Raw genomic sequence first — 17018 nt, 5'->3', positions numbered from 1 at the left:
TTGCTCCAGTTAGAAAAGGTGTAGTTTCATATTGTAGTGTTAATGATACTATCTTTTGTTGATTAATATAAGTGGAGTTAATATGCTTAACTCATATCTGAAAGTCTCAGCGCCATACTTTTTTTACTTCATCTACTATTTCATAGGCCTTGTCTTCCGTAATCCAGCTGATTATTCTTTTTTCATAATCTCGTGTTATCAAAACAACAGAATAAGTAGCGCCGGTCCATGAGAAATGGTAGCGAGTTCCATATTTATAAGATTCAATACTATAATCTACTGCTTGGATATCTTTAATTTCTTTTTTCAAGAATGTTTTTGGCTTTGCAAATAATTTATTTTTATAGCTTACCGTGATGGCATTTGTTTCAATATTGAATACTGTTTTTCCAAAGGTATTCCAGAGCCAGATGTACAGAAATAGTATGAAAAATCCGATAACAACGCCAGCCATTGATAGGACGTTTAAAACAGCAATAAAATCATTACTTTGAAGAAGACCAATAAGAATGATGATCAATATGATGAAAAAAGATATCATTAAACCAATACTCATGGCAATAGTTAATACCCAATTGGTTCTGTTTTTTATTTCAATGATGGTGGGCATTTATCAAATGTTTTAATTGATATTCTGTGAACTAGTTTTGAATTTATATTTTTTCAAAATATTTTCCCTTGAACTGATAACGGATTTTTTTAGCTGTAATTTTAGAATCTTCTTGTATTAAGGGAATACTAATGATTTTATTTTTTGGATCATATTGAATATTATAATTCTTGATATCATTGTCTCTATTAGAAGAAGCTGTAAGATCTATCTCATAACCAAGTTGGTTTTTAATTCCGCTTTGAGTCTTAATTAATTGAGCCTTGTCATTTAGTTTTCCATCATCAATGGAAAATATTTGTATACTGTGATAACTTAATCCTGAACTTAATATGGCTTTACTTTGAGTAAGGTAATATTTTTTGTTTTCTGAAATAACATCATTGATTTGGTGATAATAGGATCTTGGGTCACCTTCACTCGTATTTTCTATGATTTTGGAGTATAGCTTTTTATTGGATTCATATTGAAATACATTTTTAAAAAAGTGCATTGTTCCTCCGGTCCATGTATCCCATGAATAAATTCGGAATTTGCCATCTTCTGAGGTTGTAATGAACAATCCATTCTTCTTAAGAGATTTAAAATGATAGTGTAAGGTCTGAGGATTTGAGGATGTATACTGAAGAAGCAATTTTTCAAATTTTATATTGGCCGTATAAAGAGAATCAGAAGAAGATTCTTTGCTTTGGCCATCAGAAGACCAGTAATTAATTTTTTGAAAAGCATCATTAAGCTGTTTTTCAATAGTGGACATATTTTGCCCAAATAAACAATGAGCCGTGATTAAAAATAGAATTCCAAATATTTTTTTCATAGGTATTATTTTCTATATTTTAACTGAAATACATTTCCCTCAGGATCAATCCCGTCACACAACCAAAAATCATAATTTTCAAATGTCTTGATTTCTCTCATCTGGACATTTCTTAACAATAATTCATTTCTTGCGGTTTCAATATTCAAATCAATTTCAAAAACGAGTTTGGTGTTGTTATCAAACTGATATCCGGTTTCTATTTTTTCCAAATATTCATCTCCGATTTTATGAAGCCCGATATTTACAGTACCTGCACTCATAAGGACCCAAATGTGATCTTCCTCAATTACTTTTAGATTAAAATTTTCAACATAAAAGTTTTTAAGTAGTTCAATATCTTGCACATACAAGATAATGGAGTTCAGTTTTACATTCATTTCCTAAAGAGTGTTAGTCAAATATTCAGTTTTTTTGAGCGTATAAGATCATCTCGGGTTTTATTTTATGGATGGTAAATAAGCTGTACAACACCGGATTTGAAGACGTTGGTTGTAACGAGTTTTAAATTTAATCTCTCCTTTACCTCTTCAAAAAGAGGCTTCCCCTTCCCTAAGGCTACCGGATGAACGGAAATTCTATAAACATCAATCAGATTGTTTTGAATAAAGGTTTTGATAAGACTTGCACCACCATACAGCCAGATATCTTTTCCGCCTTGCTTTTTTATTTCTAAAACTTTTTCTATAAGATCAGAATGGATAAAAGTTGCATTTTCATCTTCTCGGTTTTGGCTCGAAAAAACAAATTTATTTTTTGAGTGGATGGCTTTCCAGAAGTCATGTTCTTCCGGTTCAGCATTTTCATCGGGATGATAATTTCCCCATGCGTCATAGCTTACTCTTCCATAGAAAATAGTATCAATACCTGAAATGAAGCCCTCAAAATCCATATCATCATCCATAATGCACCAATCGATTTCTCCATTGGGACCTTCAATAAATCCGTCTAATGTTGTGGCTAGGTCTAATATTATTTTTTTCATGGTAAGTACTAAATGATCGGGTTTTAATTAACAAATTTAAAGGTAAGAATATTTTAATTTTTAATGATCATCAACCTTTATTTTGGTTCTGTAACTCCTATGATGACTCCGAAATTTCCATCTTTCTGTATCCAATTTTTCTCAGGAAGATAAGTTCTTGAAACATATCCATCCAGATACAGCGCATTTTTGCAACCCATCTCCTTGAAAAGCTCTGCAAGGCTATAGAAATTGACCTCTTTTTTAGACATGGCAAAAATAATTCTCCCATTTTCCAGAATTCCGACTCCATTTCTGATATTCAGATTTTTAGAATCTTTTTGAAAGATTGGATTTATCTTTCCATCCATTAGTAACATGGGGCCGGATTGAGTGGCGTACTTGATGCTTTTATTTTGGTTATACCTTTTTGTTTCAGAAATTCCAGGCTGATTGTTTTCGGTTAGATAAAATATCCCATTAGGCTGAAGATAAAAGTTTCCCGAACCCTGCAGAGTATCTATGGATTTCAGAATTTTAAAATCTTCGATATAAAGACCTTTCGGAGATTGATCAGGTTCAAACATTCCGCCGTTCATGGCAAATACCAGCTTTTTACTTTTGGATTCTACTTCATTCTTTAAGTGATTGATACTTTTCAGAATCTCATTTTTATCATTTTTCCAGTAAAACTTCAGATTCTGCTTTTTTGGATTGACCTGATAGATCACAAACCTGTTTTCATCCTGTATTTTTTCTTTACAACATAGACAAAATAGGAGTAGGAGGGACAGGAGATGGTGATATTTTATTTGCATAAATAATCTTCTAGTTTATAGATCTTCTTCAGCAGCCCAGCTACTAAAAGCTGTATCTGCTTCTCCAATCTCAATCACTCTGTTTTTATGAGTCATTATTCCTAAACCGTGTTCATCATCCCAAGAGCAGGAAAAACTAATACCAATGTATGGATGGTTATCCTTAATTACAGATGTGATGTAAAAACAGTTGAGAGATAAAAGAGAAGCAAAGCCTTGAACATCTTTTAAATCCGGCATGAAATCTACTTTGTCTTCTTCGGAGTAATCATATATTTTTTGCAGTTCCGGGTATTTTTTCAAAAGTTCATTCAGGATATTGTCTAAGATTGTTTTCTGGTTTTCCTGCAAGTAATCAATACCATTTTGTTGCTCTGGGGTAGGTTCTTCCGCATAATCATCATCTTCATCCAATATTTCATAGCTCAGTTCCTCATCCTTTTCATTGAAAAAAGATTGCCAATATTCTAAGTTGAGTGGAGGGTAGTCAATGGATTCATATTCACGAATTTCACTTTGAGATAAGTCTCTGGGGTTTTCAAGATGTTTATTAAAAAATTCATAGCAGAAAGGAGCACGAGAAAAAATATAATCAGGATTTTCTGCATAACACAAATTAAAATACTCAAGTGCCTTTTCTTCATTGCCACATTCCAGACAGCATTGGCCTGCATAATAATTCCGGATATAAAGAGCATTGTTCTGAGATGCTTTATGGAGATCTGAAAACTCCAGCCATCTCATCATATTATTGAAATCCTTTTTCCAGATATATTCCTGGATCATTCTGTTGGTTATAATATAGGCTGTATAATTATTATATTTTTCATCATCAGCTTCTCTCCATTTTTCTTCAATAAAATTAATGACTTCCTCTTTAGTTGTTTTGGAAGTTTTCAACATTGATTTTTCTAGAAATAGATTGATTTCTTCAATAACTTTTTCTGCATTTGACATGGGTGCTTTTTTATAACATAGATTATCTGTCTTTTTTTAACTCGTCATTATCTCATCATGCATTTCAGTTTACTCCCTACATCATTACGAGATAAAATGATTGAATACAATCAGTCTATTTTTTTTCATATTTTTTGATGAGATCATAATCATATGGAATCATGATTGATAACTCTTTTGCTTCCCAGATATCTCCTTCTGACGGCTGATAAAAATCATAGGAATTAGATAAAAAGTTATCTCCGTCAGGAGCTTCCTGCCAGTCTTTTTTATCCCTGTTATACAATAAGATCATACAGCTTACACAGTTGAAATTCCCCTCTGTATTTGGGTTTTCATAGCATTTTCCAATTTTTATATCCAGTTTTTGATTGATGATAACATCCGTTAAACGTCCTTTTGTCAACCTGATTAAAGCAGCCTGAGCTTCATCATCAGACGGTTTATTTTTGGCCGGAACTAGGTTTTCAAAGTGGGCATTTTGAATCTTTTTTAATTCTTCTTCCTTTGCGCTTGGCGTTAATAGGTTGACATCATAAGGATGAAAATCTACTACCGGTGCTGCTACATCTGTTTGGTTGGTACCGACAGGATTTTCGGCCAGTATCTTCTCATTTGTTTCGTAGTTTTTCCAGTCTTCCTTATTATAAGTTACGTATTGCTGGATTTTGTAAAGAAGATTTTCTCTTTCGTTGAGCCATATAAAGTTGCTGGCGATGAGAAATAATACAATGATTCCCAGGGTGATTCCTATGGCCTTAAGTAATTTTTTTACGTTCATAAGTTATTTAGTTTTTTATTGAAGTTGTAATCTTATCCAGTTAAGAATAAAAAGTAAAATAAATATTCCAGCGATGTAGAATTGTACTTTATTGACTTTTTTAGTACCAAATTTCCAGACACAAATTCTGTCCAATATAATGATTATTATCACAGGAATCAGCCCAAATAATGCATAAATTCCTGCCAGTCCATCCACGGCAGAAACGCTGTTGAATGCAACGACGGCAAAAATTAATCCAAGAAGAACTGTTAATAGACCTAGAATGAAAAACAAGGTAAGTTTTTTTGTCATTGTAATGGATGGTGTATATTATATTTTGTTAGAAAATGAGTTTTAAAATTAAGGATTTTCTTGAGCTCCATATCGTATGGCAGCTTCAAGTACCTCAATGTTGATATCTTTCAATGCTTTGAACTTAATACAATATCCAGTCACGCTTGCTTTGCCTATTTTTTCTCCAAAAGTTTTGGATAGATAGGTTTTATCATCAATACCCATAATATAGACAGAGATTCCTGTTGTATTAGCGCTCATTCCGATTTGATAAAACTCCTTGGTTGTTCCATCAGCATAGGGGATGGTGTAGAGCCCATAGCCTATATTGGGATTGGAAACCGTTTTATTTTCACTGTTTTTACCATCCAGAAACCATACTTTACATTCCGGCATAAGTTCCAGAATCATGTGATGCAGTTTTTGCATATCTGCACGTTTGGGTTCAGGCTGGCTGGCAATGTATTCTTGGATTTGTTCCTGGATGCTCATATTTTGTTAATTGGTAAGATTTCTATTTGAAATTTGCAAAAAGAGTTTGAAGACTTGATTTTTGTTGATTAATGATCAGAAGCTGGCTTTTATCGTCTAAAAGAATTTTGTACTGGAATTCTTTGTCAGGCGTAAATTTCCACTGCTTTAACTCCTTAAACTGACTCTTAATTAACTTAAGTTTTTCGTTATTATTTTGTGATACAATAATAATCTTTGTTAAAGGTGTTTTTTTCATTTTTTCAATAGTGAGCATAGAAATTTCAGTCTCGGCTTCCTCGCTTGAACGGGCCGGATACATTTGGCCTATGGTATTAAAATCTTTTTTATTTTCAGACAATATATATCTGTAAGTCATGATGTGGTCAAACTCATTGATCCATCCGGGAAAATTTTCCTCATAAAGCCTGATATAAGTATCAATAAAATTTTTATCCATAGGTTTCTTCTGAGCAATATATTCTTTTACCGTAGGATATATTTTCTTGGCCATCAGATCTATATATTTGCTGTTGTACCAATCATTGGTTTCTACGTTTCCATTTAAACTCTCATAAACATATCCGTTTCCTAAAGCAGTTGCCAGTGCCTCATTCAGTAATTGGTAGGCGTAGTTGCTATATTTCGATGGATTCTTTTTGAAATTTTGAGCAATATCATTTTTCACCGTCAGAGACTGTTCGTCGTAAAGAATATGATAGGTTTCATGCAGCATAACACTGAACAGATCTTTGTAATCTCTCAGATTCGTTTGAACAGCACTTATAAAATTGTTATAAAAAGCCTGTGCCGTAAAGCCTGTTGAATTGGGCAGAGGATACAGCGCAATTTCAAAAGGGATAGAGGGATCCCAGCTTGAATTATAAAAAAGTAAGCCTGTTTGAAAATAAGACTCCATATTTTTTTCCCCGGAATACTTACTCATAGCTTTCAGTTGAGCCTCAAATTTTTCTTTATTCGGAATATAAATAAGTTCATTATAGATAGGCGTAAATACTGAAATAACTTCAGCGAGGCTATGTATCGTTGCATTAGGAAGAATTCCGATGGAGCGAAGTTTAAAATCACTTAAATTATTGGTCTCAATAAGATTTTTTTTCAGAATGTCTCTGGACTGCATGGGGATTTTTGAGCCATAAGGATATTCATTAAACGAATAACTGTAGTCGATGGGCAATTTATCAAAGTTTGAAATGAGATCCTTATATTTTTGAGTATTATATTTTGATTGATTGAATTCTGTTTTAAAAACGTTTTCCGGATAGTTGTCAGAAAGATTTTGTATAAACACAAAAACAGCCAGTTGCTCAGAATATTTAATATTGAAATTGATTTTCTGCCCAAATGCCAAAAAGGATAGCAAAAAGAATAATGCGAAAAGCTTTTGTTTCATGGTGTTTGTATAATAAGTATTCAAATGTAAATAAATATCGAGATATTCTACCATGATTATTTTTTGAATAATAAAAAACCGCTCTGCAAAGCAGAACGGTGATGTCAGGATTTATTTTTCAGACATGATCTTATCTTTTTCCTTTTGGAATTCTTCCTCAGATAAAACTCCGGAATCTTTTAGATCCTTAATTTTTTTCAGTTTATCATATTTTGTTTCTGAATTGAGATGTTGAGTTTTTTCTTTGGGTAAAAATTCTTCGTGAACAATCAGCTCACCCAATTTAATTGCATTTTCAAGATCAATTTCATAGTTCATAATTCCGTTTCCGATTTTAGCATAATAGACAAAACCATTTTTTTTGCTTCCTCTTGTCATGATTTTTCTAACCTTAAAAGTTAACCCTGAATTACTCCTTTTAAAAGAATTGGCCTGATTGGCTAAGCCCTGATACCCCGTCGTTGAAGAATAATTGAACATTGAAGAAGCATTGGTTCGGATAAATTTAAAGTCTCCGTCATTCATAGAACCTGTTCCGATTTTTAAGTCAAGACCCTCATATACCTTAAAGCCTGTTGAAGTGGTGAGGGTATCGTTTTCAAATTTTGGAGCGATTTGAGAATAAGAAATTCCAAAAATCAAAAGTGTAAAAATTAATAGTACTTGTTTCATTGTTTTATTTTTAATGATCAAAAATTGAAAGCCAAAAGTAAAACAAGTGGTAAGGGGAACCTTACGGGAATCCTTATCAGGAGGGAGTTCTATAATAATCATCTTTGATGAAAAAAAGCCGCTCTGTTTTCAGAACGGCTTTTGTTTCTATAATTAATAAGGTTTTTTTGATTCAGGAGGTGTGAAATGAGAAAAATTAATCCAATAAATTATTCTGATGTAAACTGTCAAAAATGATTTTATCAACCTCAGATATCTTGTCCTTGTCCGAATAGTTAAGCCATTTCATTTCTTCAATTTCAGAGCTGGCTTTTAACTCTCCAGAATAATCTCCGGAATAGCAGGTCATTTTTACGATGATACCATCTGCATGTCCGTGGGCTTGGGCCTCAAAAGTTCCAATATAATGCAATGTTTTACTATCAATTGTGACATTTAATTCTTCCCATATTTCGCGAACTAGAGCTTGCTCATCTGTTTCTCCTGTCTCTCTTTTACCTCCTGGAATATAATATTTCTCTTTTCCATAGCTTTTTGTGGAGAGAATGGATTTATCTTTTAATTCTATCCATGCGAGTTTATCGATGATTGTTTTGTTTTGCATTTTTTTTAGCTATAATATTTGATAGTATTCAATAAGTGATTTTTCAGTATGTTCTGTTACATTATTTTTTAAATAAATATTATGAAAGTAAGGAAAAGAAGTTCCTATTTTCTAGTCTAAACTCAATATTCTTGTTATAAAGATATTTTACTTAGTAGCTTTTCGATAGGCACAAATATATCACTTTGATTTTCAAAGCTTGTAATCCACTTATTTTTCAACAAGCAAAAATACTTTTCACCCAATAAATCATTTTCTTCAAATCCACCCCAATTTTCACCAGTTAAAACAACTAAATAAGCTTTTGCATCTTTAAAAACATTCTTTAATTTTCTTTCTCTTTCATTAAAATCAACTTCCCACTTATGTCTATTCCATCCTAATTGTGTTTTACATTCTATAATCGCAACTACTTCATTATTTTTCCATATTGATATATCTGGTCGAATTGCACCGCGTTTCGCAACAATTTGTTTTTCAGAAATAGCAACTAAATCAGAATTTATTTTTGTTAGGTATATTTTTATAAAAAATAGTAATTGTTCAGTAAAGAAATCTGCACCGTTTGTAATATACCTTTTCTCAAGTAATTCTTTATTATCATATTGACTTCTATAATATTGTTTCATTCGATTTAACAATGCAATACTATAGTCAAATGATTCAATATTAATATCCGAGTTTAAAAAATCATGAAATGACTTTTTAAGAATTACATGAAGATTCTTTAAGGTTTCTAGGTAATCTTTATCTGTATTCATATGAATGAGTTTTGTATTTTATTCGTAAAAATTGTAATAATAGGATTTTTCTAAATAAAATTCCTTGTTAGTTGGTAAGGACAAATTTTGTAGGATCTTGTTTTCAAGTATAATAACTAAAATAATCACCAATTTAAATAAGATTGTAGATACTATGAGTACCTTGTGTTTTAGTTTTTATAAGTGAAGAAACCGCTCTGATTTTCAAAGCGGTTTTGTATTAATAAATATCTTTAAAAATTATTTATAGACATCAATAGGGGGGAGTACTTAGCTTTCCATTGCCATATAATCTAATTGCCCGTTTTGATCTGTATTGATGACAACCAGATAATTGGTGATCTCTTTTCCGATTGAATAATCTAAAATAGCAAAGCCCTCTTCATTGTCAGGATAAAGTCCTATTCTAACTAATTCTAATTTTGTTAAAAGTTGTTGTTCTGGTTCAACGGTTACATCATCAAAGTTGATAAGTGTTGAAAGTTCGTCCTGCTCAACTTCTTCAAGGTGGTGTTCCAAATAAAGTTTTACAGTATCCCCCTCTTCATTGTGATAGTCTTCCAGAATGTAGCTTTTAGCTAATCTATTAAATGTTTCAATGTTTTCAAGATAGTTTTTTATCTGATCGAGCTTTGCTCCATCAGTATTTTCGCTTTCAAAATTTAAATCTACTTGAATTTCATTTCCATTGAAATCAATATTAACATCATAATATTCTTCTACGTTGTCTGTTGAAAGTTGCCCAAAGTAGGGTAGTGTGTATTCTGCCATGATTATTTTTTATTTTTTAAATTTATTTTCAGGTTTAATTTTTTGTCTTCTGATGTGGTATAATAAAGTGTCAAAATATTTCCGGATACTTCCATCCTGTCAAATTGATATTCAGGAATTACAGCAGTTACATTGTTTTTCTCAAAGTCAAACGGAACTTTCAACACTTTCTTTGTGTCTGGATAGTAGATAATAATTCTTTTGTAGTTGCTGTCTGCATACACAAGAAACTCAAACGGATATTTTTTTTCGTCTTTAATATCCGTATCAATACAAATAAGTTGCCCAAATTCGTCTATTTTCTTCCCTCTAGTTTTGTCGATTAAAGTATAGATACAAGGCCCATTTGCCGCGCAGCCACTTCTGAACAAAATTGAATTGTTAAACTCTTTCACAAAATGAAAACCAAGTCTATAGATGTAACCATAATATTCAACGGGTACTTTGTCAATAGTTATTTTCTTTCTTTTACTTGTTTCAAGCGTCAACCAAATTTTATCACAGTTATATTGCCAGTAGAGTTGGGCTTTATTTTTTAGCATTCGAGTCTCACAACTTACAGTGGCATTGTTCATCAATGTGTCTTTGTTGCAATGACATTGTTTCTTTTGTCCATAAAGTGGCCCAAAAGTAAAGATGAAAAATGTAAATGTTATAAGAGTATTCATAGTATAGTCACTAACAGAAAAAAGAGTGGTGTTTTTTTATTTTGTATTTCAGTGTATATTTTACGAAATTTTTTAAAGCTCAGCATTCTTAAATTCTGAATTTACTTTCCATAATCTATAAACTTTTGTTTCCAATACACGGTTTTCATTGAAGTGTGCTATCGCTAATATCTGCCACCTGTATGCTTTTAATCGCTGATTTGGTTATAGACGTTGTACTTCCGCCGATGATGTATAATTTATTGTTATATACTTCTGCTGCAGCGTGTCTTCTGGGAATCATATTGGATGATAACTGATGGAACTTATTGGTTGTCGTATCAAAATAGGCCAGAAAAGTTTGATTATTATAACCACCAGCAATAAAAATCTTACCATCGGATACCGCTAATGAGTGTCCGGATATCCCGGCAGGCATCGTATATTGATTGGTCCAGAGATTCGTGTTGAGGTCATAAACATTGATCAGGCGTGATGAAGTACCGTTAAAGCCGCCAATGACATATAGCTTATCATTCACAATTTTGCCTTTTGCTTCTCTGGCTGTGGGCATATCCGGTAATGCATGCCATGTATTGGAAGCAATATCATAATATTGAAATCTATTGGAAAATACAGTAGTTGCAGCGCCGTTGAGTCCACTGCCACCGAACACATATATTTTTCCGTTATGGATAGCAGAACCAGCATTTCCGGTATAGGAACGATTAACAGCTCCTTTCGTTACCTTGTGGGTGGTTAGGTCTACAATTTCAAGATGGCTGTTTCCCCAACCGTTAAAAATATAAATTTTATTATCATAAGTCTCCGAATTAGCAAATTTTTTGGGACTCAGCGTAGCATTGAGAATACTCCACTTATTGTCAGTAATATTATATTTTTCAATAAAATTGGCGTTACCTCCATTTTCCTGGTATCCATTGCTCACATAGATGTTATCATCCACGATGGCACTGGTTATGGCACCTCTGCCCACAGACATATTAGCGAGACTTTTAAATTGAAGTGTTTGTGCATGGGTGAGCAGTGAGTACAAAAATGAAAGGAATAATAATTTTGTTTTCAATGGTGTGAAGGTTTAGTGTTTGTTTTTTTGATTTTCTTTTGAAACTCTACGCAATTGGATAATTATAATTAACTATTTGTTGACATCTAAAATTTTATGCATCATTTCATTATTTCTCTTTTTAGCTTCTTATATTGAATTGAAGTTGTGATAAAATTTATTATAACTAGAAAAAAACAAACGGTTCTGTACAATGAACATGTTTCCAACGGCAATCATATTAATGACGCTATAAAATTTTCATGGTATTCAAATATACATAGATGATTTTAAAATAGAATGAATATTATTTTGTTTTTCCCCACTATTGTGCGAATCTTTTGGTGTGGTTTAAGTCTTATAAATAAATCAAATATTCTAGCAATAATATGATCTAAAGTCCTTTTTTATCAGCACAGTCTATTGCATATTCTTAGCAAGTCTTTTGTGGAGGTGGACTTATGTAACAGAAAGTTTTTTATTTTTTCTCTCTTCTTTCAAGAATAAGGTGCGCTGCATCCAGCATTTTAATCAGATGGATGTACGGATTTATGATATTCCTTTCCGGTAGGTTGCCATAGACACCTAATGAGAAATAAACCATTCCGGACATGAAATAATCAAATTCCTTGATGCTGTATTCCTTGAATGCTTTTTTGAAAACCAGCAGAGGATTTTGGTATTCTTTTTCCGAAAGCAGGCCAAGACGCCATGGAGAAATATTTTCTAATTGAGTATGGATGCCCCATTTCCTTTCTTTCAACATGATGAGATAGCAAGCCTGCACAAACGACTGCATCGACTGATGAAACTGAAAGATGATCAACGGATCTTCATTGATCCTATTATTTTTCTTTACCGCGTAACTCATAATATTGTGTAACCGTTCTTTAGATACAGCAAGGTCATTCAACTGAAAATAGGTCTCCATCAGCTGTAATCCGGAGCGCTTTTTACTTACTGGCCTGTATGGGGGCTCAAAGTATGTTCTGGTCTTTTTCATGGGTTTGTATTTTTGTAATCAATTTCTTTTTCATTATTCATGTTTGTATCGGATTGAGCACAGTTCTTGTTGCATCATGAAAATTTCATGAGACCAATGAAAGCAGAATTGTATTGTCATTCTTCTGAGCTAAATACCAATTGTTTTTTACTGGCTGTAAAGGAGGAAGCTCTGGCAATGGTTGAGCTTCCTGCCCATACAAACCAACAATAATATGATAGAATTTGTGTTTTTCTGAAAGCCCTAAGGCCGCAATGGATTGTACACCCCATTGTAACATATCATGATACTTTATGTGGGAAAGCGGGCTTAGAAAAAGATAATTGTAGAAAAGCAGAACAGCATGAAAATAAAAACGGCATGAGACTCTACAATATCCGCTTTTGAGGTACTGGTATACCCTGCACACAGATAAGAGAGCCCACGCCTAGGTCGTGAGCTTCCTGCTTATCATCTTGCGTGCATAAAAATTACCAGTTTTCAAAAGCAAGGTTCTAAGCAATAGCTTCTTTTATTCGTTGAAGTATCGCAAAGCTACATTTCTTGTAGCTTATAGTACAAATATAATATAATTTTTGAATTGTAGGTTAATTCAACTACAGTTTTTTATTACAAACTTTCCAAATTGCTCTGATAATGGTATTGCAATGGATAAAATTGAATTTCGAATAGCTTTTGGTAAAAGAGTTGAAAAATTTAGGAAGAAGATGGGATTAAGCTATCGGGAGTTAGCTCAAAAATGTGATGTAGATCATAGTAATATCAGCAAAATTGAAAAAGGCGAAGTTGATTTAAGAATTTCCACGATACAAGAGCTAGCTAAAGGCTTAGAAGTTCATCCTCAAGAATTATTTGATTTCAAAATAGAATAAAACCAATCTCCGAGGTCTGAAGACTAGGAGATTGGTTTTAAATAGATTGTTTTTATTCTATTTGGTTCAAAGTCAGAATACTTTGTGCAGCAGGGATTTTCCGAACTTATTTTTTTATTGTTTCTTTAATAATCTTTTCAAATGTTTCAACAGTTTGTTTATTTAATTTGATACAAGGCTGACAAATATTTGCAATGTTATTATTATTCAATAAACTACTATTAGACTTTCTTGAGTATATTTTTGGCATAAAACCTTTGTCATAAAAATCTTTATTAGTTATATATGGCACTGCTCTTTTTTCATTTGTACAAATTAGTTTGCATTTTGAAATATGTAGAATTGCAACTAAATGAGGATCATCAAAGTCCCTATGTACTACCTTTCTTTCTAACTCTTTTTGATAATTATCAACTAAATCATCATCAATTTCAATAGTTTTTCGAATTCTTGATAATTGACCAAACAACTTTAGATATCTAAAACTTTTTTTTAATTCTGCTTTATATTTAGTTCCACCAAACACTATTTTCCCTTTATCCGTAAATATCCAATTGTATACTGGAGCAAAAGAATCATGGTTCTCAGATTCTCTATCAAATACACTAGCTAGCGTATTAGTATCGATTATTATACACATCTTACAATGACAATAAATTTAATTCTTCATTAATAAAAAAACTACGGAAGCTATCTGGTTGCTCTTCTTGATATTGGCCAAATTCATCTATATCTATTGAATGAACTTTATTTCCAGTTTTAGTTCTTTCAAAGAATAAGATTTGAGAATCTATATAATTTTGATTTTTTTTAATAGAATATCTAAATCTATCAATTAGAAAATCACTGTGAGTTTCTATTAAAAAATTTTTATCATCATTAAATGCAGCATTGAAGATGAAATTTCCTAATGCTGCTTGTGCTCGTGGATGAAGATGGACTTCCGGCTGTTGTATTGTGAACCATCGATCTTTGTGTGTAACCAAAATTTCAGTTAATAAAGGCAATACCTGACCAACACCATAACCAACATTAGTTATTTTTAAGGGTATATTATTCAAATAGATGTTTAAATGGAATGGTGAGTTTTTTTGTTGGCCTAAGCTTTCTATTTCAATTTTATCAAATAATCCACTGTTAATACCGAATTCTTCTAAAGTTTTGGAGAATTTTTCTTTAGTAATATTTTTCTTGAATTCATTTGCGAGAATTGATTTAATTAGAAGCGGAGTATGATCACCTTCAGGTGAAAATACTAACTTAAAATTTTCATATATTCTTTTTGGTTTAGATCTGATTGGTGCTATCCATGTTGAAAGTGGCAAGAAATGAGGTCTTGTTAATGTTCCCATTTCCTTTAGGTTTGGTAATTCCTCTTTCAAGAAATATCTTATATCATAATAGGGATTCCTGAACGTATAATCATCTTCTCTTTTCAAAATCTTAAATTTTATATTATCAAAACTAATATCTTCAACCCAATTTTGAAATTCATTTAAGTTTGATACATTATACTCAACAGGTTTTATATATATTTTGTATTGTTTTTTTTTGATAAGTACTTTAATATTATAGCCATTAATGAAAAATCTTAATTCACTTACTGTAGGAACACTTTTTATGTTGACATAATTCACTAATAAGATGTTAAATACACGATTTATTTTTCTATCATCATTTGAAAAATATCCAATTTGAAAATTGTTGTGATTTGATTTTTTATCTTTACTTACTAATTCATCAAAAAAACCAAGTTCAACATCGGCAGTATTAAAATCATCATCATTCCAAAATTGAGGACTTGATAGCAGACGTAAAATTGAAAGTATTGAAGATTTTCCTGTACTATTTTCACCAACAAAGAAATTTACTTGTTTTAATGGAATATATGTATTTTCAAATCCTCTGAAATGATTAAGATATAAAATGTTCATAGTATTTTGCTTAGTTTTAGGTTTTTATTATTTGCAATAAAAGTACTAATTAGACTAGAATAATTAATTTAAAGATTGATTCTAGTCCAAAATTATCAAGTACTTTTTATGGTTGTAAATTAGGAAAAAAATTAACTACAATAAAAGTAGTCTTGAAAACAGAATAATTAATGGTCTTAGCGAGTAGCTTTAATATTATTCTTAGCGCATCACTTGTAGGTAATTCTTTATACATTATGTTCTTTGGCTAAAATTCAAGAGTATTTCTTGATCCGTATTTTCATCCTTTTGATCTAAAGAATAGCAAAAGCTTATAGTAAGTTCCTCTTTAAATTTTGCATATAGTGTGGGTCTCAGTAATTGAGTTTTATTATCGTTGAATGGTGTTCTTTTTTTATTATCAGGATTTCGCACTACTGTATAACAATATATTTTATTAGGATCTTTATTATCACTTTTAGACAGCGAATAAACCATGAATCTCCTTATATTATCAGGATGGTTTTGATTTACTTGAGTAGGAATAAAACCTGAGAAATGCTGATAAAACTGCTCTAAAATATCTCCTAAGTTTGATGAATAGCTAATGTTAAAAAACTCTCTTAATTTTTGAGCGGAAATCATAATTTGATTTGAGTTAGCAGGAGCAGTTAAAGTATGACCAGAGTCATCTGCTTTTATAAATTCAAGTTTTAAAAGTGCATATTCAGGTCTTTTTTCATTTTCAACATACAACTTAACAAGAACTATATAACTTTCACTTTTATAATTGAATGTAAAGGCTTCAATAACCCAGCCTTTGTTTTCCATATCTTCTTTAAGCTGTTTCAGATTTTGTAAAAGATGTGTATTTTTCATATAGTAAACGTTTTTATGAGAATTTCCTTAATATATTCTTACTAAATTAAAATATAAAAATAATACCTCCTTACGGAAAACCATAAAAACAAAAAAACGCTCTACAAAAAGCAGAGCGGTTTATATATTAAATTTGTCTTAGCGACTTGCTATTACATCATTCCTGGCATTCCACCACCCATTGGCATAGCTGGCTCTGCGCTCTTCACTTTAGAGATATGTTTCAAGCATGTTTATATATGCTTTATTTTTTTTATTTAACTACTGCTCCCACACGAATCTTTTAGTGTGGTTTTTAGTATTACCGAGCTCTCCAAATTTTCTCAACTTCGGAGATTTTATTTTAAACAAGAACTCTATAATTCATTAAAAACATCACTATAAAGGCTATAGACCGTTCCAAAGTGCCACTAGGTAATTACTCAACTATCTCGAGGTTCTTTCCAATAGCCCACACGTAGTTGGGGAACTGCAAATATCCACTTACCCAATGAGGTAGAGCCGGTTATAAACTGCCTAGGGACACTTACCAAACTGGCTATAGGCGGTTCCAAAGCACCTCTGGGCACTTACCTAACCCCCTCGAGGGTCTTCCTAACTACCTTTACCCCCTTTAGGAAGTGCCTACACCCCCTTACCTAAGGGGGTAGAACCGGTTGCATAACGGGCTAGAGATACTTACCCAACGGGCTTCAGGCCGTTATGAAGAGGGTGTCACCCCT

At 32.0% G+C, this 17018-nt stretch carries 22 protein-coding genes; 1 reads left to right on the top strand and 21 read right to left on the bottom strand.

The genetic code is table 11. The annotated features are described in order from the left end of the window. Positions 1–106 precede the first annotated feature (106 nt). The 18 genes from C1638_RS14665 to C1638_RS14580 form a co-directional block, all read right to left on the bottom strand. A complete protein-coding gene (locus tag C1638_RS14665) occupies positions 107–610 on the bottom strand; it encodes a hypothetical protein (RefSeq protein ID WP_109622162.1) in 504 nt (167 codons plus the stop codon). A 43-nt stretch (positions 611–653) separates the two neighbouring features. Further along, a complete protein-coding gene (locus C1638_RS14660; protein ID WP_123838383.1) occupies positions 654–1427 on the bottom strand; it encodes a helix-turn-helix domain-containing protein in 774 nt (257 codons plus the stop codon). A 5-nt stretch (positions 1428–1432) separates the two neighbouring features. After that, on the bottom strand, positions 1433–1807 hold the full coding sequence (locus tag C1638_RS14655) for a VOC family protein (RefSeq protein ID WP_109622158.1): 375 nt from the start codon (positions 1805–1807) through the stop codon (positions 1433–1435). A 65-nt stretch (positions 1808–1872) separates the two neighbouring features. Next, positions 1873–2412, bottom strand: coding sequence for a dihydrofolate reductase family protein (locus C1638_RS14650; RefSeq protein WP_109622156.1), 540 nt, complete (start codon positions 2410–2412; stop codon positions 1873–1875). A 77-nt stretch (positions 2413–2489) separates the two neighbouring features. Next, positions 2490–3209, bottom strand: a complete 720-nt coding sequence (locus C1638_RS14645; protein WP_109622154.1) for a phosphodiester glycosidase family protein — start codon at positions 3207–3209, stop codon at positions 2490–2492. 15 nt (positions 3210–3224) lie between these two features. Further along, positions 3225–4166, bottom strand: a complete 942-nt coding sequence (locus tag C1638_RS22630; protein ID WP_228428168.1) for a DUF6985 domain-containing protein — start codon at positions 4164–4166, stop codon at positions 3225–3227. Between the two features lie 115 nt (positions 4167–4281). Then, positions 4282–4947: a hypothetical protein gene (locus C1638_RS14635; protein WP_109622152.1), complete on the bottom strand. Its 666-nt coding sequence runs from the start codon at positions 4945–4947 to the stop codon at positions 4282–4284. 15 nt (positions 4948–4962) lie between these two features. After that, positions 4963–5241 (bottom strand): hypothetical protein, encoded by a 279-nt coding sequence (locus C1638_RS14630; protein WP_109622150.1) that lies wholly within the window; start codon positions 5239–5241, stop codon positions 4963–4965. Positions 5242–5289: 48 nt separating this feature from the next. Further along, the gene (locus C1638_RS14625) at positions 5290–5715 is read right to left on the bottom strand and encodes a DUF1801 domain-containing protein (protein WP_109622148.1); all 426 of its coding nucleotides are present in this window, start codon (positions 5713–5715) and stop codon (positions 5290–5292) included. A 22-nt stretch (positions 5716–5737) separates the two neighbouring features. After that, a complete protein-coding gene (locus tag C1638_RS14620; protein ID WP_228428166.1) occupies positions 5738–7162 on the bottom strand; it encodes a hypothetical protein in 1425 nt (474 codons plus the stop codon). Between the two features lie 57 nt (positions 7163–7219). Beyond that, positions 7220–7780 (bottom strand): SHOCT domain-containing protein, encoded by a 561-nt coding sequence (locus C1638_RS14615; protein WP_165826541.1) that lies wholly within the window; start codon positions 7778–7780, stop codon positions 7220–7222. A gap of 196 nt (positions 7781–7976) precedes the next feature. Next, complete coding sequence (locus C1638_RS14610; RefSeq protein ID WP_109622143.1) at positions 7977–8384, bottom strand: NUDIX hydrolase; 408 nt, start codon at positions 8382–8384, stop codon at positions 7977–7979. Between the two features lie 134 nt (positions 8385–8518). After that, positions 8519–9145: a hypothetical protein gene (locus tag C1638_RS14605; RefSeq protein WP_109622141.1), complete on the bottom strand. Its 627-nt coding sequence runs from the start codon at positions 9143–9145 to the stop codon at positions 8519–8521. Positions 9146–9415: 270 nt separating this feature from the next. Beyond that, entirely contained in the window at positions 9416–9916 is a 501-nt protein-coding gene (locus C1638_RS14600; RefSeq protein ID WP_109622139.1) for a DUF2004 domain-containing protein, read from the bottom strand. A gap of 2 nt (positions 9917–9918) precedes the next feature. Next, the gene (locus C1638_RS14595) at positions 9919–10584 is read right to left on the bottom strand and encodes a hypothetical protein (RefSeq protein ID WP_109622138.1); all 666 of its coding nucleotides are present in this window, start codon (positions 10582–10584) and stop codon (positions 9919–9921) included. 145 nt (positions 10585–10729) lie between these two features. After that, positions 10730–11650, bottom strand: a complete 921-nt coding sequence (locus C1638_RS14590) for a Kelch repeat-containing protein (protein ID WP_123838382.1) — start codon at positions 11648–11650, stop codon at positions 10730–10732. Between the two features lie 457 nt (positions 11651–12107). Continuing rightward, complete coding sequence (locus tag C1638_RS14585) at positions 12108–12632, bottom strand: hypothetical protein (RefSeq protein ID WP_109622134.1); 525 nt, start codon at positions 12630–12632, stop codon at positions 12108–12110. An 85-nt stretch (positions 12633–12717) separates the two neighbouring features. After that, positions 12718–12912, bottom strand: coding sequence for a hypothetical protein (locus tag C1638_RS14580; protein WP_109622132.1), 195 nt, complete (start codon positions 12910–12912; stop codon positions 12718–12720). A gap of 367 nt (positions 12913–13279) precedes the next feature. Here C1638_RS14580 and C1638_RS14575 point away from each other — a divergent pair, with 367 nt between their 5' ends. Then, positions 13280–13504 (top strand): helix-turn-helix domain-containing protein, encoded by a 225-nt coding sequence (locus C1638_RS14575; protein WP_109622130.1) that lies wholly within the window; start codon positions 13280–13282, stop codon positions 13502–13504. A 106-nt stretch (positions 13505–13610) separates the two neighbouring features. Here the strand turns inward: C1638_RS14575 and C1638_RS14570 are convergent, their stop codons facing one another. The 3 genes from C1638_RS14570 to C1638_RS14560 form a co-directional block, all read right to left on the bottom strand. Continuing rightward, a complete protein-coding gene (locus tag C1638_RS14570; RefSeq protein WP_109622128.1) occupies positions 13611–14144 on the bottom strand; it encodes a hypothetical protein in 534 nt (177 codons plus the stop codon). Between the two features lies 1 nt (position 14145). Further along, positions 14146–15438: an AAA family ATPase gene (locus C1638_RS14565; protein WP_109622126.1), complete on the bottom strand. Its 1293-nt coding sequence runs from the start codon at positions 15436–15438 to the stop codon at positions 14146–14148. Between the two features lie 234 nt (positions 15439–15672). Beyond that, positions 15673–16296: a DUF6037 family protein gene (locus tag C1638_RS14560; protein WP_109622124.1), complete on the bottom strand. Its 624-nt coding sequence runs from the start codon at positions 16294–16296 to the stop codon at positions 15673–15675. Positions 16297–17018 lie beyond the last annotated feature (722 nt).

It is taken from the genome of Chryseobacterium oncorhynchi (assembly GCF_002899895.1).
Classification (GTDB): Bacteria; Bacteroidota; Bacteroidia; order Flavobacteriales; family Weeksellaceae; genus Chryseobacterium; species Chryseobacterium oncorhynchi.
Note: the sequence above shows the minus strand (reverse complement) of the source record. Positions and strands in the feature narration are given on the sequence as shown.